Here is a 22958-nt window from a genome sequence, read left to right as displayed (position 1 = left end):
GGAGCGAGCATGTCGAATCGTCGCACCGTCGCGATGGACGTTAACGATTACGCGGGCTATCTGATTGCCCGCGTTGTTTGGGCGTCCATAGCGAGCATGCTTCCTACAGGGGAACCAGCGCCCAGGCAATATCGCTGCGGCTGAACTCTTCGCCAAGAAAGTCGATCAAGGTCCGCACCGACGGCAGCAGGCCACGGCGTGACGGGAAGATCGCATGGATAACGCGAAACCCTGATGTTCCACCACCTGGGTGAAGTAGTAGAGGGTGTTGAGGTCTTCCACCATCGTTCTCCAGATAGAACGCTAAAGCTGATTTTTGCAGTCTAGCGCAGCAAAGGTCACGGTTTTAAGCTCTGTCCATGACTTCACGCACCTCATCAGGAGACACCATGAAAAACATCATCGGTATCTACACCAGCCCGCGGGCCCATTGGGTCGGCGACGGTTTTCCGGTTCGCACGCTCTTTTCCTACGACAACCTGGGCAAGCACATCAGCCCGTTCCTGCTGCTGGATCACGCCGGCCCAGCTGAATTCACCCCGACCACCGCGCGACGCGGCGTTGGTCAGCATCCACACCGTGGTTTCGAAACCGTGACTATCGTCTACAAGGGCGAACTGGAACATCGCGACTCCACCGGCAGTGGCGGCAAGATCGGCCCCGGTGACGTGCAATGGATGACCGCCGCCTCGGGGATTCTCCATGAAGAGTTTCACTCCGAAGCTTTCGCCAAGAGCGGCGGCACCCTGGAAATGGTGCAGTTGTGGGTCAACCTGCCGGCCAAGGACAAAATGGCCGATGCCGGTTATCAAACCATACTCAATGGCGACATTCCGAGCATTGCCCTGGCGAACGACGCCGGCAGCTTGCGCTTGATCGCCGGTGAATTTGAAGGCCACAAAGGGCCGTCGCGCACCTTTACCCCAATCGACGTCTGGGACCTGCGCCTGAATGCCGGCAAGCTGCTCACGCTGGATCTGCATGAAGGACGCAACACCGCACTGGTGGTTTTGCGCGGCACGATTGAGGTCAACGGCGTGGAGTCGGTGCGTCAAGGGCAGTTGGCCTTGTTCGACCGCAAGGGCGATCAACTGACCCTCCAGGCCAGCGAAGACGCTGTAGTGCTGCTGCTCAGTGGCGAACCGATCGACGAGCCGATCGTCGGCCACGGTCCGTTCGTTATGAACACCGAGCAGGAAATCCACCAGGCGTTCGCCGACTTTCAGTCCGGTCGTTTCGGCCAGATGCACGGTTGATGCCTCGGGCAACCACTCCAGATCTACAATTGTTGATCGAGAGCTACCTCAAGGCTCAACAAGTGGCGAACGAACATGAAGCGCTGGATTCGCAGCGCTAACCGGGATACCCACGCCGACTTTTTCGGCATCGATAACACACGCGGACCCGTTCGGCCTGGCCTGTGAGCTGTACCGCGACCGGCGCAACGACATCGGGCTACAGCACCCTGACCAAGTAACCCGGACATATCGCCCCCTGTAGGAGCTGCCGCAGGCTGCGATCTTTTGATCTTGATTTTGCATGATTTGCAATTCGCCGAAGATCAAAAGATCGCAGCCTGCGGCAGCTCCTACAATGTGTGCGATATTTGCGTTAATCACCCGTGCCGGAGCTGCTTGATGCTGTCGTTACTGACCGAACACCCGCTGATTTGTGCCTTGCTCCTGATCCTGACCGATCTGGTGTTGTGGCGCTTGATCGGTACCCGTGGCCACAACGTGAAACTGCTGGTGCGGGTGGTGATTTTCTCACTGTTCAGCCTGGTACTGTTCAACGAAGGCATGAACCCGCTGGAACCCGCGCCCTGGGATGACAACGTGCCGTTGCACCTGGCAGCCACCGGTTTGCAGATCGGCTGGTGGCTGTTCGCTGCGCGCACCCTGACCGTGCTGATCGGTGCGGTAATGATGCAACGGGTGGGACACACCGGGCGATTGCTGCAGGACTTGCTGGGTGCGGTGATTTTCCTGGTCGCGGTCATCGCAGCCCTGGCCTACGTGCTCAATCTGCCGGTCAAAGGCGTACTGGCTACCTCCGGTGCCTTGGCGATCATCGTCGGCCTGGCCTTGCAAAGCACCCTCAGTGACGTGTTCTCCGGGATCGTGCTGAACACCACCAAGCCCTATCAACTGGATGACTGGATCGCCATCGACGGCACCGAAGGCCGGGTCATCGATATCGATTGGCGGGCCACGCGCTTGCAGACTTCCCAAGGCAGCATGATCGTGATTCCCAACTCGTTGGCGGCCAAGGCCAAGATCACCAACTTCAGCCGTCCCAGCGATATGTTCGGTCTGTCGATCAGCCTGCAGGTCAGCCCCCATGTCCGTCCGCAAATCGTGATCGATGCCCTTGAGCGAGCGGTGCAGGGTTGCCGAACCTTATTGACTTCACCCGGCGGCAAAGTAGCGCTCAAAAGCTCCAGTGCTGCCGGCAACGAATACGAAATCAGCGGGTTTGTCGCCTCGATGAGCGAGAAGCGCTCGGTACGTAATCAACTGTTCGATCTGGCGTACCGGCATTTGCGGGCATCGGGGATTCACCTGCTGTCGAGCGTCGAAGCCAACCCGTCGAACGACCTCACACGCCCACGGGCGCTGCTCGACAGCTCGCCGCTGTTTTCCAGCCTGCGCCACGATGAGAAAGAAACCTTCAGCCAGAACATGTCCCTGCAATCGTTCCGCACGGGCGAGACGATACTGGAGGCGGGGGAGGTCAGCGATCACTTGTTCATCATCGAGTCCGGGGTGGTTTCCGTTACGCTGAACCGTCACGGCACGCCCATCGAATCCGGACGCATGGGGCCAGGGGAGGTGATCGGCGAGGCCGGTATCTTGACCGATAGCGCGCTACCCGCCCAGTTCACCGCGAAAACCCCGTGTACGCTCTATCGCATCGAAAAACAGTACCTCAAGCCCTGCCTGGATGCCCGCCAGGACATCAACGATGCGATGAAAACCTTGCTGGATTTCCGTCTGAACAAGGCCAAGTCGCTGATCGCGGATGTCCCCCTCGTGGTGCCGAAGAAAGGGTTCTTGCAATGGTTGCGCAGTCGGGTGTGACGGGAGCATGGCGCGTTTAGCGGGCCATTGGCCTCCTCGACTTCTGCCCGATTGGCTATTTGTACACGCAGGCGGTAGAGCTAACTTAGTGCCACACCCACTTGCCCAGGAGCATGCCATGCAACCGCGTATCGATTTCTACACCGCTTCCCCTGACGCCCTCAAAGCCATGATCGCCCTGGAATCCGCCGTTTCCAAACTGCCGCTGGAAAAGTCCCTGATCGAACTGGTCAAGCTGCGCTCTTCGCAAATCAACGGCTGCGCCTTCTGCATCGACATGCATACCGCCGACGCGATCAAGGCCGGCGAAACCCCGCGTCGCCTGTTCGCCGTGACGGCCTGGCGCGAAGCACCCTTCTTCACCGAGCGCGAACGCGCCGCACTGCTCTGGACCGAATCGCTGACCCAGCTCAGCCTGACCCATGCGCCGGATGAAGACTACGAAGTGGTCGCCGCCCAATTCACCCCCAAGGAATTGGTCGACCTGACCGTTGCGATCAACACCATCAACGGCTGGAACCGCCTGGCGGTGGGCTTTCGCAAGACGCCTCAGGCCTGATTTTTTTGCCCCTGCGTCATTGAATCGCTCAGTTAATGAAAAGCAGACTGGGCGAGGGAAATGATGCTGTCGGTTACCTATTGCAAACGCCTCCTTTATTGGAGGCGTTTTTGTGCGATCCGTTGATTGTTCTGGCGTGGTAGTGACTATCTCGCTTGATAGTCTTCATTCACTTTTCCTTTCATGCTGCAGTTGTTAAATGGTTTGGTTCTAAATAACTATCAGTTGTGCTAGTTACATAAACTTGCTTCCCGCGTCTATGATTCGTTCGATGTTGAACGCTTTTCCATGGGGGAATTTGATATGGCCGTCACGTATGAAATTTACAGCCTTGAGCGGCCAGATTGGTTGCTCAGCTCAGGGCTTAGTAAAGGCATTTATCATGATCGAAATGCCCTTAATATGATTCTTTCTGCAGGAAAAAAAGTTAGATTTCGGCAATCTCACCCGCACTTAGATATGCGCGTTACGCTGAATTTATTGAATGATGATCGGGAAAAAGAACACCATGCCGTAGTGACTACCCAGTGGGGGGGAATCGTAGCCAGTCATACGTCAGTACTTTTTTTAACGACACCGTACACTGACTCCGCTGGAGAGCTTGTTAGTATTGAGGTGGATTTTGTAGACGGTGGTGAGTATCTACCAATTTGCCAGGCGGGATTAGAGGCGGATAAGTTTTTTAGAGACTGGAATCTGCTGGAAGCAGAATTCGCATTGTATATTTCTGACTGTGCAATGATTTTGATTCCGGCTAAAGACAAGGCGGTGCTGTGGGCTATGCATCAACGATCTGGCTTACAAAGCCTGGCTGCGTACTATGATGGTATTTTTGAGCACTTCAACTACCTTGCTGGGCTTTCATTTAATCCAACTGTGCCGACCGATAAAAACATCCCTAATCGCTACTTTATGAAGGCGGATAAGTCAGGGCCCGGTGCCGCCTACTATGGATGGTCGTGGACAGCGGAGTCAAAAGATTCTGTTGCAGAATTTTGGCTTAATATTGACGGGGCCAACTGGGGCAGTATTCATGAAATAGGTCATGGTTACGAGGGGCTGTTCAGGGACTCCAGCTCTATCAATCTGCGTGAGGTTTGGAATAATGTGTTCGCCGCAAGTTATCAACTTAAGGTATTAGGGGATGAGTTTTATCGAAAAGGGTGGCTATACGCTAGCGGCGAGGAACGTCTTTATACAATAGCTATGGAAGAGTTCGACAAAGGGACAGTTGGCAACAATTTAGCGTTAACGCTGTATTTTTTTCTGTTGATATTTGGGTGTGCTGGCGATCCGAGTATGGCCGAGTTTCACAAGCGCTATCGTCGACTCAGTAATGAGCCAAGGTTTCGGGCTGACAGCCATCCGGCGATGGATCTTTTGAGTGACGTCACTATTGATAAAGCTAATGTTGATACTTCCGAGTTTATGTCGTTTGCCAGTGCGCCACTGACTCTGCAGCAGACAATCAGGAATTCTTTTAGCAATGCTGTTCCGGTTTACCCTCTCTATTTACTGGTTAAGAACAATAGTCTGAAACAGATTCAGGCGCAGCTAGGGTTGAGAAGCCCAGTGGATCTTGTCAGTAGCTCTCAGCTAAGCATCACTGGTTTGACGGCTAGCATCACGATTAATTTTGATGGGATTTTATTAAGGGAACTACGGGGTAAGTCTCTTTTACTAGGAAATGGTCAAGGAATGGCCAGGGTTGTTGAAATAAAAAGTGCGACGGTTATTGTGAGCGGCTTGAGTTTGGGGGTCTATGCATTGCAACTGCCTTCTGTACGCGGCGGGGAATATCAGAGTGTCAGGTGTTATGCCGTGATTAGAGATGCACCTAATGAAATAAATTGTTCCTACGTTAAAAAGGACGGAAGTTATCTGGTAGATCAGGTTGTAAGTTTGGGAGGCTTATATGGTGTTTTTTGCAGGCTTGACGTGCAGGTTTCTAGGGGGCGCTTGTTGGTCGATGTTGTTTATCCAGCTCCGCACAGTCTTTTTGAGAAAGAAGTGTATGCGCGGATAACAGTAAAAAATGTACATGGTGATGTCGTTTTTTTTCGAGAAATGTTGGGTGAGAAGACCGAGTTGTATTCTACGGTAGTTGCAATTTCAACGGGTTTTACAATTGAGGTTATGCACAGGGAACCATCGCGCTTATTTGTATCTAGCAGCCTGGAGTCGGCAGTGATTGATAGGTGGGCACTTATCAATGAGTTGGTGGTGACTGAGCAAGGGCTTGTCAATGTCAGTCTTGGGACTAATGCTGGTGAAAATCTAAGGTCTGAAATTGATAAGTGTACGGAGTCTTTTTATACGCATCCGCATCTTGTTATACATGATGAGTATCCAGTTAAACAAGATCTTCGTAGGGCGATCAATACATTCGCGGAACCCGTAAGGAGTCAGCTGTTTGAACGTTATCGCAAGATTGAATTCGTACTGCCGCCCGTCAATCATACAGTTGATGGGTGGGACTTTACTTGGTATTGGCAAGGGAACGGTGGTCGCGCAGTTGGTTACTTAAATATGCAACTGCTGGCGCGTACAATTGACTTGGTTTTTTATGCAGGTCGCCCCCATAGTTACTTTGCATCGACTTACCTGTCGGTGATGGTGAAATCAGAGAAGGGCGAAATAATTTACCTTCAGGAGTTTCGCGGAGATGTCTGGGCTCAAGCGAGTCATGTGCAGTTGCCGTTGGTGCCGGGGAGTGAAGTGAGTGTCATGCACAGGGAAGCCACACGCAGTTGGATCGTAAATAATTCTAGCGGGAGCATAATTTCAGTCGGGCACGTGCAACATGTTCAAATCGGAGGTCCGCAACGCTTGAATCTGTCCAGCTACTGGCCGGTATCGACCAACGAATCGGATACTGGGGACTTGCAGGCGTAACACGCCAGGCCTCAATGCGCAGCCGGTGGTTGCACCTTGCGCATCAAGGGCACCATCGCCGTGGCGACGATGAAGCAGACCATGATCATCAGGAAGGCGTCGCCGTAGGTTTGCGTTTGCGCTTCGCGGTAAGTCAGCAGCCAGAGCTGGCGCAGGCTGGCGGTGACACCCACGTCGCCGCTCTGGCCGAGGGCGGCGAAGTTGTGGCCAACTTGGGACAGCCACTGGTTGAGTGCTTCGTTGGTGCTGTTGAGGTTCTCCGCCAATCGGGTGAAATGCAGGTTGGTGCGGTCATTGAGGATGGTCGCGCAGGCGGCGATGCCGATGGCGCCGCCCAGGTTTCGCATCAGGTTGAACAACCCCGAGGCATGTTTCAGCCGCGCTGGCGCCAGGCCGCCGAGGGTCAATGTCACCGCAGGCGGTACCGCCAATTGCTGGGCAATCCCGCGCAACGCTTGCGGCAGCATCAATTCCTTGGCTCCCCAGTCATGGGTGATCGGGCTGAAATCCCACATCGACAAGGCGAACAAGCCAAGGCCGGTCATCATGATCCAGCGCAGGTCGACGCGGTTGGCCAGAAAGGCATACAGCGGAATCGCCATGATCTGGAACACGCCGGTGGAGAAAACCGCCAGGCCAATGTCCAGCGCGCCATAGCCACGGACGCGGCCGAGGAACAGCGGTGTCAGGTAAATGGTGGCGAACAGACCGATGCCAGTGACAAAGGAAAAGAAACAGCCGAGGGCGAAGTTGCGGTCTTTCAAGGCGCGCAGGTCGACGATCGGGTTGGCCACGTGCAGGGTGCGGCCAATAAACGCCAAGCCGGCCAGACCGCTGATCCACGCCGTGGTCAGGATCGTGTGGTCGCTGAACCAGTTCCAGCGCGGACCTTCTTCGAGGGTGTATTCCAGGCAGCCGAGGAACAGCGCCAGGAACACCATGCTCAGATAGTCGGCGCCTTTGAGCAGCGACAGTTCAGGCTGGTCGATTTTCACCAGCATCGGCACCGCCACGGCGACGAAAATCCCCGGAACCAGGTTGATGTAGAACAGCCAGTGCCAGGACGATACATCGGTGATCCAGCCACCGATCACCGGCCCCAGGGTCGGCGCCAGGGATGCCACCGCGCCGATGGTTGCAGCGGCAATCACCCGTTGCTTGCCGGTGAAGAAAACGAACGCCGTGGTAAACACCATCGGAATCATCGAGCCGCCGAGAAACCCTTGCAAGGCCCGGAAGGCGATCATGCTCTGGATGTTCCAGGCCATGCCGCATAACAGGCTGGTCAGGGTAAAACCCACCGCTGAGGCGCAGAACAACCAGCGCGTGGAGAACACCCGGGATAGCCAGCCGGAGAGGGGGATCACGATGATTTCGGCGATCAGGTAACTGGTCTGTACCCAGGCGGTTTCATCGGTGCCGGCGGAGAGCCCGCCGCCGATGTCACGCAGCGACGCCGAGACGATCTGGATATCCAGCAGCGCAATGAACATGCCGATGCACATGCTGGCGAAGGCGAAAACCTTGGTCGCCGTCGCCATGCTCGCGGCATTGAACGGTGGTGCCGGGGCGGCGAGGGCGCGGCTCATGGCGCGCTGGCCACGGCTGGCGTTTCAGGCTCCTTGCGTGTGTCCACTTCGGCGGTGACCGAGAGACCGGGGCGCAGGTGGCCGAGCACGCTGTCTGCCGGGTCGAGATGAATGCGCACCGGTACCCGCTGGACGATCTTGGTGAAGTTGCCAGTGGCGTTTTCCGGCGGCAGCACGCTGAATTGCGAACCGCTGGCCGGTGCCAGGCTGTCCAGATGGCCGTGGAATTCCTGGCCCGAGAGAACGTCGGCGTAAATGATGACTCGCTGCCCAGGCACCATGCGTGCCAGTTGATCCTCTTTGAAATTGGCATCGACCCACAAACCACTGGACGGTACCACTGACAGCAGCTGCGAACCGGCCTGGGCATAAGCGCCCACTCGTGCCCGGCGATTACCGATCACCCCGTCTACCGGTGCGCGAAGTTCGGTGTAGCCGACGTTCAGCTGCGCCAGGTCGCGCTCGGCGAGAGCCTGAATCAGGGCGGCGCGGGCTTGTTGTTTTTGCGTGGCGATCACGTTCAACTGCCGTTGCGCCGCCAGCAACTCGGCCTGGGCGCGGTTGCTTTGGGCCTGCGCGGTCTTGAATGTGGCGTTCGCCCGTTGTGCGCTTTCCACTGAAACGGCATTGGTAGCGACGAGTTTTTTGTAGCGTGCATCGTCATCACGCGAACGAGCGGTTTCGGCACCGGCGGCATCGATACCGGCGCGGGCCTGGCCGATGACGGCCTGTTGCAGTTGTTCGGTGGCGTCGAGGTTGGCGAGCAGGGCTTCTTCAGCCGCCACCGCGCCTTCCGCCTTGGCCAGGTTGGCGCGATAGTCGCGTGAGTCGAGGCGGATAAGCACATCGCCGGCCTTGACCTGCTGGTTGTCGGTCACCAGCACTTCATCGATGTAACCCGCCACCTTCGGCCCGATCACCGTCACGTCAGCACCGATATAGGCGTCGTCGGTTTCCTCGATGAACCGGCCGGCGGTCCACCAGTGTGCGGCGTACATACCAGCAAGTACCAACACGGCGATGCCCAGTGTCGGCAGGAGCAGGCGTTTGAGCAGCGGCTTGGGAGTGTTCACCGGGACAGCAAGGTCTGGCTCTACGGTGGGCATGCTGGTCATGGAGGATTACCTGTGGAGGCCATTAAATTACGTGCGTAATATGACGTATGTCATATTTTGTCGCAAATGGTTTTTGCTGCCGGCTGTCAGGTAGTTGTGGGGGAGAAAATGAATGAGTGCCTGGTGGCAGGTGACCGATTGTGAAGGGCGCCAACAGGCGCCCGTCGTTGTCCTGTTGTCTTAAGCCGAAAGTTGCGCCTGCAATCGACGGCCAATCACATCCAACAAATCACAGCCATCGCGCAATGAGGTCACCAGTACCCGCGCTAAATCGCTGTGAACGCCTTCGCTGAGCGCAAAGCTTTCCAGCAGTTGAGTCGCGGTGCGGATGCGGTAGGCCGCAATTTCGTGCAGCACGTCCAGTGGTGCTTCGGTATCGATCAGCAACGATGGAACATTACAGTCGATACCGGTGACAGGCATATATCGATCCATGACAAAAAACCTCCTTTGGGTAATAGAGCGTGACCACTCAGCTAGTTGTTTGGCGGTACCTCGGGGAAACCACCCGGTGGGTCAAGGTTGTCCAGCGCCCGATTGACCAGTAGTTCGCCCAGCACGGCCAATTGCTGAATCGCCAGCATGACATTGCGGCGCGAGCCTTCCAGTTCACACGCAAGGTCGGTGGCCATGACATTCAGGGACGCGAGCGTTTCACAGGCGTGACAGAGCAAGGACTCAGTGTCGATGTTCGGCATGATGGTGAAGACGTGGCTGACAGGGTCGGGACGATTTGGATTGCGCAGGCGCGCGCTGACCAGGGGTTCGGTGATCTCGGAGAGTTTGGAGATATCGATAGGCTCGTAGATCGACCGGTCGGGCGATTGCGCGGAATTGGGGGTGGTCTTTTTCATGTCGAGGTCCTTGCAGAGTTGAAATGCCTACCCATGCCGTCAATCAGGATTGGTTAGCGGCACTGCATGAGTTGGCGGGCCGCTAAAGTTATTACCAGAAAATACCATTTAATTAATCAAAAAAATGAACATCTATGTAATTAAATGATTCATGTTTAGTTGCGGTGCTAATCGTTTTCGTTTTTCTGAAGGTTTATTCGCCAGAAGATTTCCGGTTCTGTAAGAAATATCCTCAATGTAAGTAGGGTAGGGCTGTAGGAATTGACGCTGAATGTGATGCTGTGAAACATTGTTTGACGGCTGTTAGGTGTGGTTGCAGTATTGTTTTTCGCTCGGAGGGCAGGGTGCAGGAAACCGGGGCTGATCAAAAAAACATCAGGGTAGATTAGATCTTTTGATGGATAATTTAAGTGGTAGATATTTAATGTATAAAAAAGAGAAGACAGAAAAACTGAAGAGCAATATTAAATATCTAATAAAAAGTCGCGGGGAAACTCGGCTGTCGTTGTGCAATTCAAGTGGTTTGACCAGAACAACAATCTATAACATTCTTGAAGGAAAAGTCGTCAACGTTCAGCAATCCACTATTCGTAAGATTTCTGACTTTTTCGGGGTGTCTTACAAGGAAATAGAGACGGTTGATTTTGAAGAGAAGGAGATTATAGAAAGTAGTGTTTCTCTGCAGGGGAACATGAATCCAGCTGCGGTACCTATCATCAAAGAAAGCTTGCTTTTTCAGAGCCTTGACAAGCGAATCGGCGAACTGGCTGCAACTCATCCTCTTACTTATTATTTTGGTACCGCTTGCAATCTCATCGCTGTGCTGCTGGAGAATGAAATTGTTGGCATGAACGAGCCTGGAGATCTATTGATAGTGAAAAAAGGATCATCGAGTGGTGAAAAAGAAAAGCTCATCTATGACAAAATAACGAAAAAACTGCTTGTGACGTGTGAGTCTGTTCTTGATTTGGATGCTGTTAGTGTTGTGGGGGAAATAATAGAGGAAAGATTCAATGGGTAGAAGTCAGGAAAACAGTAGCTACCGGCTGCTGGGGTTTGAAAAGAGCAATAGTCTTGCTTTGGTTATGGTTGTCTCCACAGGAAGAATTATCAAGATCAAACTTGCTGAGTTGATGAAAAGTGAGGTGATGGATAACTTCAATAAGGTTGAAATAAAAGACGTATACAGAAAGTTTTATTCTGGCGGCTCGGCCTTGACGGCTTATGAGATCGCTGATCGCCATGAAAGGTCGTGGATGACCTATGTCGCTCTAAATCTAATGCTGTTCGCTCTTTATATTTTTACGAATGTTGCAGCAGCTAAACTTGTATATTTGGAGTATTTCGATATTGTTGTTACTCCTGGCGTTTTCCTCTATCCATTGACCTTTTTAATAGTTGATCTTTTGAATGAGTCTTATGGGCTTAGGCTTGCAAGGAGAGCGATATTTTTCGCTTTCGCAAGCAATGCCTTTATTCTGGTGTTACTCACTGTCACTGGTTTTCTTCCTGGGCTGCCTACTTGGGAGCTTGACGAGTCATACAATAAGGTTATTGGTCATGTCTCGTCTGCATTAGTAGCCTCATCGGTATCGTTTCTTTTTTCTGAGTACGTAAACTCATATTTGCTGTGTAAAATCAAGGAGCTTACAAGCTCAAGGTTTCTTTTTTTACGGGTTTTCTTTAGTACCTTTTTTGCAGTAATAATAGATAGTTTTATTTTTTGCTTTATTGCATTTTATGGCTCCATGGAAAATGACGAAATCCTGAATATAGTTTATGTTCAGATAGTCATCAAAATGTGCTTTGCTGTGTTCAACGTGTTGCCCGCTTATGGTGCGAGGTCGCTGTTCAAGAAATATGTGGCTGGAGCTCAGGCGGCATAAGTTGTGGAGGCTATAATTAACAATCTGGAATTCATACCGCCCGATAACGTGCTAGCTATTTTAGGCTTATTTTGCTCTTCAGGGTTTTCATGGTTTTCTCCTTGTCTTCCAGAAAGTCATTCAGCCCTTTCGCACGAAGATTGCAGGCGTCGCAATTGCCACAGCCGCTGCCTTTCATCCCGTTATAACAAGTCAAGGTATGGTCGCGGATCAAGTCCAGGCTATTATGGTGGTCAGCTAATGCCCACGTTTCCGCTTTGTTTAACCACATTAACGGAGTTTCAAGGTGTAATTTGTAATTCATTCCCAGCGCGATGGCGTTGTTCAGCACCTCGACGAATTCATGCCGGCAATCAGGATAGCCAGAGTAATCGGTTTCACAAACACCGGTGATGACGGTGTCCGCTTGCACTTGATAGGCGTAAATAGACGCCAAGGTTAAAAACAGAATATTTCTACCGGGTACGAAGGTGCTCGGTAGACTGTGTCCTGCGTTGCTTGTGCTTGGCACGGGAATGTTGTCGCGCGTCAAGCTGCTAATGGCTAGCTCATTAAGCAATGAAGTATCTAATACCTTATGCACTTTTATGCCAAGCTTTTTGGAAAGTTGTTGCGCGACTTCAATTTCCGCGCGATGGCGCTGTCCATAGTCGAAGGTAATACAGTGAATTTCATCAAACAGCGGTAGCGCATGGATCAAGCAGGTGGTTGAGTCTTGTCCGCCACTGAAAACGATAACTGCCTTTTTAGTCATGCTTTTTTCTTCCTTGGAGGGAATCCAACGTGTGTTGGGGGCATTGACCGTACCGGGAAGATCAAACTGTGGCTGTGGGACGTTTCCGAGATGGCTGTCGGCGCTTTCCGAATCTGTCAGTTATTGGCAGATATCTGGAAATTCCGAAGGGTAGTGGTGCGACGGGAATGGTCGTCGGGTATGGGGCTCACTTGTAAAGACACAACCCTGTAGGAGCTGCCGCAGGCTGCGATCTTTTGATCTTGATTGTTCAGATCAAAGATCGCAGCCTCGTTTCACTCGACAGCTCCTACAGGTTTCTACAGGTCCTGCGGGACAGGAGTCAGGCGCGTTCGAAAATCGCCGCGATGCCCTGGCCACCGCCGATGCACATGGTCACCAGTGCGTAACGGCCGTTGATGCGGTGCAGTTCGTGGATGGCCTTGGTGGCGATGATTGCGCCGGTAGCGCCCACTGGGTGACCCAGGGCGATGCCCGAGCCGTTCGGGTTGACCTTGGCCGGGTCCAGGTCCAGCTCCTGGCTGACGGCACAGGCTTGTGCGGCGAACGCGATGTTGGCTTCGATCACGTCCATGTCGGCGACGGTCAGGCCGGCGCGCTTGAGCGCCAGGCGCGTGGCCGGGATCGGGCCCAGGCCCATCAGTTCCGGTTCGAGGCCGGCGTGGGCGTAGCTGACCAGGCGGGCCAGTGGGCGCAGGTTGTTGACCTGGACCGCAGCGCCGGTGGCCATGACCAGTGCGGCAGCACCGTCGTTGAGACCGGAGGCGTTGCCGGCGGTGACCGAGCCGTCCTTCTTGAACGCCGGCTTCATCGCCGCCAACTGTTCCAGGGACGTGGCGCGTGGATGCTCGTCGACGTTGAACAGCTTGGTGCCCTTGCGATCCGGGATTTCCACGGTCGCGATCTGATCAACGAAATAGCCGTTGGCAATCGCGTGGGCTGCGCGTTTCTGGTCTTCCAGGGCCAGGGCATCCTGCATTTCACGGGTGATGCCGTTGCGTGCGGCGACGTTCTCCGCGGTGATGCCCATGTGAATGTTCTGGAACGGGTCATGCAGGATGCCGAGCATGTAGTCGACGGCCTGGACGTTGCCCATGCGCGCGCCCCAACGAGCGGATGGCAGCAGGTACGGGCCACGGCTCATGGACTCGGCACCGGCGCCGATGGCGATTTCGGCGTCGCCCAGCAGCAGGGTCTGCGCCGCGCTGATGATCGCTTGCAGGCCCGAACCGCACAGGCGGTTGACGTTGTAGGCCGGGGTTTCCTTCGGGATGCCGGCGTTCATGGCGGCAACGCGGGAGATGTAGGCGTCGCGGGTTTCAGTCGGGATCACATGGCCCATCACCAGATGACCGACCAGCGCCGGGTCAACGGCGGCTTTTTGCAGGGCGGCTTTCACGGCGGTGGTCGCGAGATCGGCCGGTGGCACGTCCTTGAGTGAACCGCCGAAGGTGCCAATGGCGGTACGAGCGGCGCTGACGACGTAAATTTCCGGGGTGTTCATGGCTGTGTTCCTTTTGCTGGATTCTTATCTGTACTGCGATTGAGCAGGGCGTTCAAGGCCGTTTTTGCCTCAACGGTGTTGAGACGCTGGATGAACAGCAGGTTTTCTTCGCGCAGGGTGGCTTGCAGTTCGGCCATGCCGGCCTGGGTCATCAGCTGCCGGGATTGGCGCAAGGCTTGCTGGGGCATCGCCAGGAAGCGCTGGGCAATTTTTGCCGCCGCGGCCAGGCACTGCTCGCCGTCATCGAAGGCTTCGTTGGCCAGGCCCCAGGCCACCGCTTCGCTGCCATCAAGGCTGTCGCCCAACAACAGCAGGCGCGCCGCGCGTGCCTGGCCCAGTCGGCGTGGTAGCAGCAGGCTGGCACCGAACTCGGGGCACAGGCCCAGATTGACGAACGGCGTGCGCAGCTTGGCATTACGGGTCACCAGCACCTGGTCGCAATGCAGCAGCAGGGTGGTGCCGATGCCGATGGCGGCCCCGCAAACCGCCGCGATCAACGGCTTTCGCAGGTGGGTCACGGCGCGCATCAGGCGAAATGCCGGGCTGTCCAGGTGCGTTGGCGGCTCTTGCAGGAAATCCACCAGGTCGTTGCCACTGGTAAAACAGTTCGGGCCACCGGTCACGATGACCACCCCGATTTCGTCGTTCTCGTCAGCTGCAAACAGCAGGTCGGCCAAGCGCGTGTACATGGCGTTGGTCAGGGCGTTGAGCTTGTCGGGACGATCAATGGTCAGTGTCAGCACGCCATCGCGATAGTCTTGTTTGATCAGGTCGGTCATTGCGGGCTCTTGCAGAGTCGGTTCGACGGCCACTTTAAGCGGCAGGGGAACCCCGCAGCTATGACAAAACGGGTCAACCGAGCTGATGCTTTTTGCCATATTGCGTCGGTAAATCCGCCCACACACCCATTCGGGGTATGGTGCCGCCTGGCGAATCCACCAATAGTAGGTTCATCCGCTCATCCAGAGCCGAACTCGCTTGATAAGGTGCATTTGCTATGGGCAAGACACTGCTTAAGGTGATTTCCAGTCTGTTTGTTGTACCGCTGACCCTGAGTGCCCACGCTGGCGAGCCGGACGGCGCCAATACGCTGCGGCTATATAATTGGGCGGACTACATCGGTGAGAAAACCCTGGCCGATTTTGAAAAGGCCACCGGTATCAAGGTGATCTACGACACCTTCGATGCCTATGAAACGGTGCAGGCCAAGCTGCTCACCGGCCACTCCGGTTACGACCTGATCGTGCTGAATGCATCCCTCGCGCCGCCGCTGATCCAGGCCAAGGTGTTCCAGCCACTGGACAAGAAACTACTGCCGGGCTGGAGCAACCTGGACCCGAAAGTCTTGCACGACCTGCAAGGGTTCGATCCGGGCCCCACCTACTCGGCACCTTATACCTGGGGCAGCAATGGCATCACCTACAACGTCGACAAGATCAAGGAGCGCATGCCGGATGCGCCGATCGGCTCGCTGGCAATGATTTTCGATCCGAAGATCGTCTCGCGCTTCGCCGACTGTGGTGTGACCCTGGTCGATGCGCCCACCGAAGTGATTCCCCTGGCGCTTAAGTACCTCGGTCGTGATCCCCGTAGCGCCAAGCCGGATGACCTGAAGGCGGCGCAGGAACTGCTGTTGTCCGTGCGGCCGTACATCCGCAAGTTCGACTCGGTCAATTACCTGACCAGCCTGCCCAACGGCGATGTGTGCATGGCCATGACCTGGTCCGGCGACTACGCGACGGCCATGGCCCGCGCGGAAGAAGCCAAGTTGAACATCAACCTGTCCTACTTCATTCCCAAGGAAGGCTCGCTGATCTGGTTCGACAACATGTACATCCCGGCGGACGCACCCCATGTCGCCAATGCGCACAAATTCCTTGAATACCTGATGCAACCGCAGGTGATGGCGGACGTCACTGACTACATCCATTACGCCAACAGCAACGCGGCGGCCACGCCTTTGTTGAATGCCGATGTGCGCAATAACCCGGCGATTTACCCCGATGACGCCACCCGCGAGCGCCTGTTCCCGCAGAAGACCCAGGACGCCAAGGACATGCGCGCCATGACCCGTGTCTGGAGCACGGTGAAAAGCGGCATCTGATTCGTTCGATCGTTAGTCAATCCGGTTAGAGGTTTATTTATGGCGACGCCAACACGCAGCGTTTTTTCCCCAGCGGACGAGTCCCGGCTGGTCAAGGCCGACAAGGCCCACCATATGCACGGTTATCACGTGTTCGACGAGCATGCCGAACAAGGCTCCTTGAACATCGTCGCCGGTGATGGCGCCTATATCTACGACACCCAGGGCAACCGCTTTCTCGATGCCGTGGGCGGCATGTGGTGCACCAATATCGGCCTGGGCCGTGAGGAAATGGCCCAGGCCATTGCCGATCAGGTGCGGCAACTGGCCTATTCCAACCCGTTTTCCGACATGGCCAATAACGTCGCCATCGAGTTGTGCGAAAAACTCGCCAGCCTGGCGCCCGGCGACCTCGATCACGTGTTCCTCACCACCGGCGGCTCAACTGCCGTGGACACAGCCTACCGGCTGATCCAGTACTACCAGAACTGCCGCGGCCTGCCGGAAAAAAAGCACGTCATCGCCCGTTTCAACGCGTACCACGGCTCCACCACCCTGACGATGTCGATCGGCAACAAGGCTGCCGACCGGGTGCCGGAGTTCGATTACGCCAACCCGCTGATTCACCACGTGTCGAACCCCAATCCCTACCGTGCGCCGGATGGCATGGACGAGGCGCAGTTCCTCGAGTTCCTGGTCAAGGAGTTTGAGGACAAGATCCTGTCGATTGGCGCAGACAAGGTCGCCGGTTTCTTTGCCGAGCCGGTGATGGGCTCAGGCGGGGTGATCATTCCACCCAAGGGTTATCTCAAGCGCATATGGGAAATCTGCCAGCGCTACGACATCCTGTTCGTCGCCGACGAGGTGGTCACTTCGTTCGGTCGCCTGGGCAAGTTCTTCGCGTCAAAGGATGTGTTCGACGTGCAGCCTGACATCATCACCACCGCCAAGGGCCTGACTTCGGCTTACCTGCCGCTGGGCGCGTGCATCTTTTCCGAGCGCATCTGGAAGGTCATTGCCGAGCCGGGCCAGGGCCGTTGCTTTACCCATGGCTTCACCTACAGCGGCCATCCGGTGTGCTGCACGGCAGCGCTGAAGAACATTGAAATCATCGAGCGGGAAAACCTGCTGGCCCACGTCGACGATGTTGGCGGTTACCTGGAGCAGCGCCTGGCCACGTTGCGCGACCTGCCCCTGGTGGGTGATGTGCGTTGCCTGAAATTGATGGCGTGCGTGGAGTTCGTCGCCGACAAACGCACCAAGGCGTTGTTCGCCGACGCAATCAACATTGGTGAGAAAATCCATGTGCGGGCACAAGCGAGGGGGCTGCTGGTGCGGCCGATCATGCACCTTAACGTGATGTCGCCGCCGCTGATCCTGACTTATGCACAGGTCGATGAGATCGTCGACATCCTGCGCGAGTGCATCCTGGAAGTGGCGGCCGAGCTTGAGGCGAGCGGCCAGTATTTCGGCCAATGATTTCAACCCTCAGGTCGTTACCAAGGGACTGTTCACCCGCTAGACTGCGTGGCATGAGCAAGCCAAACGACGAAACACTGATCACGATGCCCTTCGGGGCACTGCATAAATGGCATGGGGGCATGCGCGAGGCGTTCGCCCATATCGATGAGCCCGACGCGCTGCAATACCTGGCGTCGGCGTTGGCGCAGCTGGTGTCCATCGAGTCGATGATGATCAGCCTGGAGCGCAAGGACCGCGCACCACAGTTGCTGTATCAGCGCGGGATTGCCCAAGAGTATCAGGTCTCGATTCTTGAGCGCTATTTTGCCGGGGGCTACTTGCTCGACCCGTTCTGCCTGGCGGTGGAGCAGGGACTGGCACAGGGGTTTTATCACCTGGAGGAAATTGCGCCGGACAACTTCTTCGACAGTGATTACTACAAGACCTATTACCTGAAGGCGAACTGTTCGGAAGACAGCTACTACATCGTCGATACCGGCAACGACACGAAAATCTCCGTCAGCCTCTTTCAAGGTTTCGGCGGTGAATGCCTGCGGGTGGAGCAGTTGAATCTGCTGCGCGCCGTCGAACCGCTGGTGCGCGAATTCATCAGCGAATTCAGTCGCCGTGGCCTGCAGCGCAGTGACGAGATCCAGGGCGATAACGATCAAGGCCTGCGCGATGATCTCAAGCATCGGGTGCAAACGGCGTTCGAACAGTTCGGTTGTGACTTGCTCACCGAACGCGAGCGCGAAGTGGCGCACATGGTGCTGCGGGGGCACTCGGTGAAATCCACTGCCAGCCAGATGAACATCTCACCGGAAACCGTGCGCATGCACCGCAAGAACCTGTATCTGAAGCTGGAGGTGGGTTCGCAGTCGGAGTTGTTTGCGCTGTTCATCGAGTGGTTGCGCGGGCATTGAGCCTGTAACGATCGTTCCCACGCTCTGCGTGGGAATGCCTCAAGGGACGCTCCGCGTTCCAGCGCTGGAGGGGACGCAGAGCGTCCCGGGCTGCATTCCCACGCGGAGCGTGGGAATGATCAGGTGAGGCAGGTCAGTCTTCGCGTTTGACTACGAGGGTCAGAATGTCATAACTGGCCACCAGCTCGCCGAGCTGGTTGGTCACTTCCACATCCCACGCCACCACCCCTTGCGGAACGCCTTGCGGGCTCTTCTTGCCCTGGTCGATCTTGCGTTTGCAGGTCAGGCGCGCCTGGATGGTGTCGCCGATGCCGACCGGGTTGATGAAGCGCAGGGTGTCCAGGCCGTAGTTGGCCAGTACCGGGCCGACGCCAGGGGATACGAACAGGCCGGCTGCTGCCGACAGCACGAAGTAGCCGTGGGCGATGCGCTTGCCGAATTGCGATTCCTTGGCCGCGATGTCGTCGAAGTGCATGTAGAAGTGGTCGCCCGACAGGCAACCGAAGTTCACCAGGTCCGCCTCGGTGACGGTGCGACGGTGAGTCAGCAGCGACTCGCCGATCTGCAGGTCCTGGAAATAGCGACGGAATGGGTGCACTTCGGTTTCGATGACCTTGGCGCCGCGTACGTATTCACCGGTGACCGCTGCCAGCATGGTCGGCGAGCCTTGTACCGCCGCGCGTTGCAGGTAGTGTTTCACCGCACGCAGGCCGCCGAGTTCTTCACCGCCGCCGGCACGACCCGGGCCGCCGTGCTTGAGTTGTGGCAGTGGCGAACCGTGACCGGTGGATTCACCGGCGCAGTTGCGGTCAAGTACCAGCAGACGGCCGTGCAGGGCAGCGGCCACCGGAATTGCCTTGGCGGCGACTTGCGGGTCCTTGGTCACCAGGCTGGCCACCAGGCTGCCCTTGCCGCGTGCGGCCAGGGCCAGTGCTTCGTCCAGATCGTCGTAAGCCATCAGGGTGCTGACTGGACCGAACGCTTCGATGTCGTGAGCGCCACCTTCGGCGTGCGGGTCGCGGGCCTGCAACAGGGTCGGGGCGAAGAACGCGCCCTTATCGACGTTCTCGCCGCGAGGTTCGAAACCGTCGCGGGCGCCGAACAGCAGGTCGCTGCTCTGCAACAGCATTTCCAGGCGTTCGGCCACGTCTTTCTGCTGATCGTGGGACGCCAACGCACCCATGCGCACGCCTTCTACCGACGGGTCGCCGACCACCACTTTGGCCAGGCGATCACGCAAGCGAGTGGCCACTGCATCGATGTGCTTGGCCGGGACGATGGCGCGACGAATGGCGGTGCATTTCTGCCCGGCCTTGGTGGTCATCTCCCTGGCGACTTCCTTGATGAACAGCTCGAACTCTTCGTCATCCGGGGTGACGTCCGGAGCGAGGATCGCGCAGTTCAGCGAGTCGGCTTCGGCAGTGAACGGCACCGAATTGCGAATCAGGTTCGGGTTGACCCGAAGCTTGGCCGCGGTGTCGGCGGAACCGGTGAAGGTCACCACGTCCTGGCCTTGCAGGCGATCGAGCAGGTCACCGGTGCCGCCGATAATCAGCTGCAGGCTGCCCGCCGGGAGCAGGCCGGAGTCGTCCATCAGGCGCACCACGGCTTCGGTCAGGTAGCTGGTGGCGCTGGCTGGCTTGACGATGCACGGCATGCCGGCGAGGAAGCTCGGCGCGAATTTTTCCAGCATGCCCCAGATCGGGAAGTTGAAGGCGTTGATGTGCACCGCGACACCGCCGCGTGGCACCAGGATGTGGGTGCCGGCGAAGGTGCCCATCTTGCTCAATTGCAGCGCCGGGCCTTCGTGGACGACGTTGCCCGATGGCAGTTCACGTGAGCCAAGGCTGGCATAGGTGAACAGCGTGCTGTTGCCGCCTTCGATGTCGATCCAGCTGTCGGCACGGGTCGCGCCGCTGTGGTGGGATATCGCGTAGAGCTGTTCCTTGCGTTCGGCCAGGTACAGGGCCAGGGCCTTGAGACGCTGGGCGCGTTGCTGGAAGTCCAGCGCCATCAGGCCGCTGACGCCTTGGCGGCGGCCGTGTTCGATGGCTTCGGCGAAGTCCGGACGCTCTTCATGGGTGCGTGCGATTTCATGGCCGTCGATGGCACTGCGCAGGATTTGCGCGCCTTGTTGGCCGATCCAGCGGCCGGCGATGAAACTTTGCAGGGTAGGGGCGTGGGACATTGCAAATGCTCCGGGTTTGGTCATCAAGTTAAGAACTAGTGTTGGCTGGCGCCCGAAGCGCCGATGCCGGTCATGGAACGAATGAACTGCGCCAGGTAACGGCCGCGCTCAAGGGCGGCACGTGGCGAACGGTCGGTGACGGAAAACAGCCAGGCGCTGAAAAAGGCCAGGCTCATGGAAAACAGTGCGGGGTTGGAATAGGGGAACAGTGCCTGGTCGTGATGCAGCACGTTGACCCACACCGCCGGGCTCAGCACCAGCAAGACGATTGCCGACACCAGCCCCATCAGGCTGCCGCTGACCGCGCCACGGGTGGTCAGGCCTTTCCAGTACATCGAGAGGAACAGCACCGGGAAATTCACCGAGGCCGCGATGGCCAGCACCAGCCCGGACAGGAAGGCAATGTTCTGCGATTCGAACAAAAGGCCAAGGATGATCGCCAGCACACCAATGCACAGGGTGGCGATTCGCGATACACGCATTTCCTGCTGCTCGCTGGCCTGGCCCTTGCGCATCACGCAGGCATACAGGTCGTGGGACACCGCCGAGGCGCCGGACAACGCCAGCCCGGCCACCACCGCCAGGATGGTGGCGAAGGCCACCGCCGAGATGAACCCGAGGAACAGGTTGCCGCCGACCGCCTGGGCCAAATGCACGGCGACCATGTTGCCGCCGCCGATGATCGCGCCGCTGGCATCGCGGTACGCCGGATCGGTGCCGACCATGACGATCGCACCGAAGCCGACGATGATCAGCAGCAAGTAGAAGTAGCCGATGAAACCAGTAGCGTAGAACACGCTTTTACGCGCTTCCCTGGCATCGCTGACGGTGAAGAAACGCATCAGGATATGCGGCAGGCCGGCGGTGCCGAAGATCATGCCCAGGCCCAGGGAAATGGCATCGACCGGATTGGACAGCAAGGCGCCGGGGGCCATGATCGCGCTGCCTTTGGCGTGCACGGCGGTAGCACCGGCGAACATCGCTTCGGTGCTGAAACCGAAATGCTTGAGCACCATGAACGCCATGAAACTGGTACCGAATAGCAGCATCACCGCCTTGATGATCTGCACCCAGGTGGTGGCGAGCATGCCGCCGAAGGTGACATAGAACACCATCAGCACGCCGACCAGCATCACCGCGTAGAGGTAATCGATACCGAACAGCAATTCGATCAGCTTGCCGGCGCCGACCATCTGCGCCACCAGGTACATCAGTGCCACGGTCAGGGTGCCGAAGGCCGACGTCAGGCGCACGGGCGTCTGTTCCAGGCGATAGGAAACCACGTCGGCGAAGGTGTATTTACCGAGGTTGCGCAGGCGTTCGGCGATCAGGAACAGGATGATCGGCCAGCCGGCCAGGACGCCCAATGCATAGAGCAAACCGTCGTAGCCGTTAAGGAACATCATCGCGGAAATGCCGAGGAAGGATGCTGCCGAGATCATGTCGCCGGCAATCGCCAGGCCGTTCTGGAAGCCGGTCATGCCGCCGCCAGCGGTGTAGAAGTCACTGGCCGAGCGGGTGCGCAATGCGGCCCAGCGCGTCACACCGAGGGTGAACAGGACGAACAGCATGAACATGCCGATGGCGTTCCAGTTCAGTGGACGGGACGCGCCCTCGGCGGCTACCGCAAGATCGGTGACCAGAGCCAGCGGCAACAGGAACAACGCAAGAAGACGGCTCATCGGGCGCACTCCTGCTTGAGTTTTTCATTCAGCGGGTCGATCACGTTGTTGGCGCGATAGACGTAGAAACCGGTCAAGGCAAAGGCCAGCACCACGATCACCACACCCACCAGCATGCCCACGGTGGTCACGCCGCCACTCAGGGACTGGCCGAGGGTGGAGGGGGAGAACGCCACCAGCAGGACAAAGCCGAAATAGATCACCAGCATGATCAGCGACAGGGACCAGTACAGCGCCTGCTTGCGGCGTACCAGCTGGATGAAGTGGGGGTGCTGGTGGATGAGTTCTATGTCTTGGGGGCTCATGGTGGTGTCCTTTGTTTTTTTTGTTGTGGGCGCAGCTATGGGATACAACACAGATCATTGTGGGAGCGGGCTTGCCCGCG

Annotated in this window: 19 protein-coding genes and 1 pseudogene; 10 read left to right on the top strand and 10 right to left on the bottom strand. The window is 56.9% G+C overall.

Features of this window, described 5'->3' with window-relative positions:
- The first annotated feature begins 389 nt into the window (after window positions 1–389).
- The 5 genes and pseudogenes from PSUM_RS28150 to PSUM_RS28135 all read left to right on the top strand — a co-directional run bounded on the left by PSUM_RS28150 (window position 390) and on the right by PSUM_RS28135 (window position 6534).
- Window positions 390–1256 (top strand): pirin family protein, encoded by an 867-nt coding sequence (locus PSUM_RS28150; RefSeq protein WP_083349528.1) that lies wholly within the window; start codon window positions 390–392, stop codon window positions 1254–1256.
- Window positions 1238–1357 (top strand): annotated as a pseudogene (locus PSUM_RS32745) (hydrolase); the annotation flags it as partial. The gene PSUM_RS28150 and the pseudogene PSUM_RS32745, both read left to right, overlap by 19 nt.
- 280 nt (window positions 1358–1637) lie before the next feature.
- The gene (locus tag PSUM_RS28145; RefSeq protein ID WP_033041298.1) at window positions 1638–3080 is read left to right on the top strand and encodes a mechanosensitive ion channel family protein; all 1443 of its coding nucleotides are present in this window, start codon (window positions 1638–1640) and stop codon (window positions 3078–3080) included.
- Window positions 3081–3198: 118 nt separating this feature from the next.
- The gene (locus tag PSUM_RS28140; protein WP_020795679.1) at window positions 3199–3639 is read left to right on the top strand and encodes a carboxymuconolactone decarboxylase family protein; all 441 of its coding nucleotides are present in this window, start codon (window positions 3199–3201) and stop codon (window positions 3637–3639) included.
- 303 nt (window positions 3640–3942) lie between these two features.
- On the top strand, window positions 3943–6534 hold the full coding sequence (locus PSUM_RS28135; RefSeq protein WP_083350181.1) for a putative mucin/carbohydrate-binding domain-containing protein: 2592 nt from the start codon (window positions 3943–3945) through the stop codon (window positions 6532–6534).
- 11 nt (window positions 6535–6545) lie between these two features.
- On the opposite strand, the gene PSUM_RS28130 is transcribed toward PSUM_RS28135, so the two are convergent.
- From PSUM_RS28130 to PSUM_RS28115, 4 genes are all read right to left on the bottom strand, one after another.
- Entirely contained in the window at window positions 6546–8123 is a 1578-nt protein-coding gene (locus tag PSUM_RS28130) for a DHA2 family efflux MFS transporter permease subunit (protein ID WP_020795677.1), read from the bottom strand.
- Window positions 8120–9238 (bottom strand): HlyD family secretion protein, encoded by a 1119-nt coding sequence (locus PSUM_RS28125; RefSeq protein WP_020795676.1) that lies wholly within the window; start codon window positions 9236–9238, stop codon window positions 8120–8122. The genes PSUM_RS28130 and PSUM_RS28125 overlap by 4 nt, the downstream gene beginning before the upstream one ends.
- A 180-nt stretch (window positions 9239–9418) precedes the next feature.
- A complete protein-coding gene (locus PSUM_RS28120) occupies window positions 9419–9673 on the bottom strand; it encodes a hypothetical protein (RefSeq protein ID WP_083349527.1) in 255 nt (84 codons plus the stop codon).
- 41 nt (window positions 9674–9714) lie between these two features.
- Window positions 9715–10092, bottom strand: coding sequence for a DUF6124 family protein (locus PSUM_RS28115; protein WP_020795672.1), 378 nt, complete (start codon window positions 10090–10092; stop codon window positions 9715–9717).
- Window positions 10093–10516: 424 nt separating this feature from the next.
- Here PSUM_RS28115 and PSUM_RS28110 point away from each other — a divergent pair, with 424 nt between their 5' ends.
- Both PSUM_RS28110 and PSUM_RS28105 read left to right on the top strand, forming a co-directional pair.
- On the top strand, window positions 10517–11113 hold the full coding sequence (locus PSUM_RS28110; RefSeq protein ID WP_020795670.1) for a helix-turn-helix domain-containing protein: 597 nt from the start codon (window positions 10517–10519) through the stop codon (window positions 11111–11113).
- Window positions 11106–11978 (top strand): queuosine precursor transporter, encoded by an 873-nt coding sequence (locus tag PSUM_RS28105; RefSeq protein ID WP_083349526.1) that lies wholly within the window; start codon window positions 11106–11108, stop codon window positions 11976–11978. The genes PSUM_RS28110 and PSUM_RS28105 overlap by 8 nt, the downstream gene beginning before the upstream one ends.
- Window positions 11979–12033: 55 nt before the next feature.
- Here the strand turns inward: PSUM_RS28105 and queC are convergent, their stop codons facing one another.
- The 3 genes from queC to PSUM_RS28090 form a co-directional block, all read right to left on the bottom strand.
- Window positions 12034–12732 carry a 7-cyano-7-deazaguanine synthase QueC gene (queC, locus tag PSUM_RS28100; protein ID WP_083349525.1) on the bottom strand — a complete coding sequence of 233 codons (699 nt, stop codon included), beginning with the start codon at window positions 12730–12732 and terminating at the stop codon, window positions 12034–12036.
- Window positions 12733–13054: 322 nt separating this feature from the next.
- Window positions 13055–14236, bottom strand: coding sequence for an acetyl-CoA C-acyltransferase family protein (locus PSUM_RS28095; RefSeq protein ID WP_020795667.1), 1182 nt, complete (start codon window positions 14234–14236; stop codon window positions 13055–13057).
- Complete coding sequence (locus tag PSUM_RS28090) at window positions 14233–15015, bottom strand: enoyl-CoA hydratase-related protein (protein ID WP_020795666.1); 783 nt, start codon at window positions 15013–15015, stop codon at window positions 14233–14235. The genes PSUM_RS28095 and PSUM_RS28090 overlap by 4 nt, the downstream gene beginning before the upstream one ends.
- Before the next feature lie 218 nt (window positions 15016–15233).
- Between PSUM_RS28090 and PSUM_RS28085 the strand changes: the two genes are divergently transcribed.
- The 3 genes from PSUM_RS28085 to PSUM_RS28075 are packed head-to-tail and all read left to right on the top strand — an operon-like array spanning window position 15234 to window position 18703.
- A complete protein-coding gene (locus PSUM_RS28085) occupies window positions 15234–16340 on the top strand; it encodes a polyamine ABC transporter substrate-binding protein (protein ID WP_020795665.1) in 1107 nt (368 codons plus the stop codon).
- A 39-nt stretch (window positions 16341–16379) separates the two neighbouring features.
- Window positions 16380–17798 (top strand): aminotransferase, encoded by a 1419-nt coding sequence (locus tag PSUM_RS28080; RefSeq protein WP_083349524.1) that lies wholly within the window; start codon window positions 16380–16382, stop codon window positions 17796–17798.
- Window positions 17795–18703, top strand: coding sequence for a LuxR C-terminal-related transcriptional regulator (locus PSUM_RS28075; RefSeq protein WP_033045467.1), 909 nt, complete (start codon window positions 17795–17797; stop codon window positions 18701–18703). The genes PSUM_RS28080 and PSUM_RS28075 overlap by 4 nt, the downstream gene beginning before the upstream one ends.
- Before the next feature lie 133 nt (window positions 18704–18836).
- Here the strand turns inward: PSUM_RS28075 and paaZ are convergent, their stop codons facing one another.
- From paaZ to PSUM_RS28060, 3 genes are read right to left on the bottom strand one after another with little or no spacing between them, the layout of a single operon-like run.
- Complete coding sequence (gene paaZ / locus PSUM_RS28070; RefSeq protein ID WP_083349523.1) at window positions 18837–20891, bottom strand: phenylacetic acid degradation bifunctional protein PaaZ; 2055 nt, start codon at window positions 20889–20891, stop codon at window positions 18837–18839.
- Window positions 20892–20926: 35 nt separating this feature from the next.
- Window positions 20927–22573 carry a cation acetate symporter gene (locus PSUM_RS28065; RefSeq protein WP_083349522.1) on the bottom strand — a complete coding sequence of 549 codons (1647 nt, stop codon included), beginning with the start codon at window positions 22571–22573 and terminating at the stop codon, window positions 20927–20929.
- Window positions 22570–22878 carry a DUF485 domain-containing protein gene (locus PSUM_RS28060; RefSeq protein ID WP_020795555.1) on the bottom strand — a complete coding sequence of 103 codons (309 nt, stop codon included), beginning with the start codon at window positions 22876–22878 and terminating at the stop codon, window positions 22570–22572. The genes PSUM_RS28065 and PSUM_RS28060 overlap by 4 nt, the downstream gene beginning before the upstream one ends.
- Window positions 22879–22958: the final 80 nt, after the last annotated feature.

The organism is Pseudomonas umsongensis, assembly GCF_002236105.1.
GTDB classification, from domain to species: domain Bacteria; phylum Pseudomonadota; class Gammaproteobacteria; order Pseudomonadales; family Pseudomonadaceae; genus Aquipseudomonas; species Aquipseudomonas umsongensis.
This window is presented reverse-complemented; position numbering and strand designations above follow the sequence as displayed.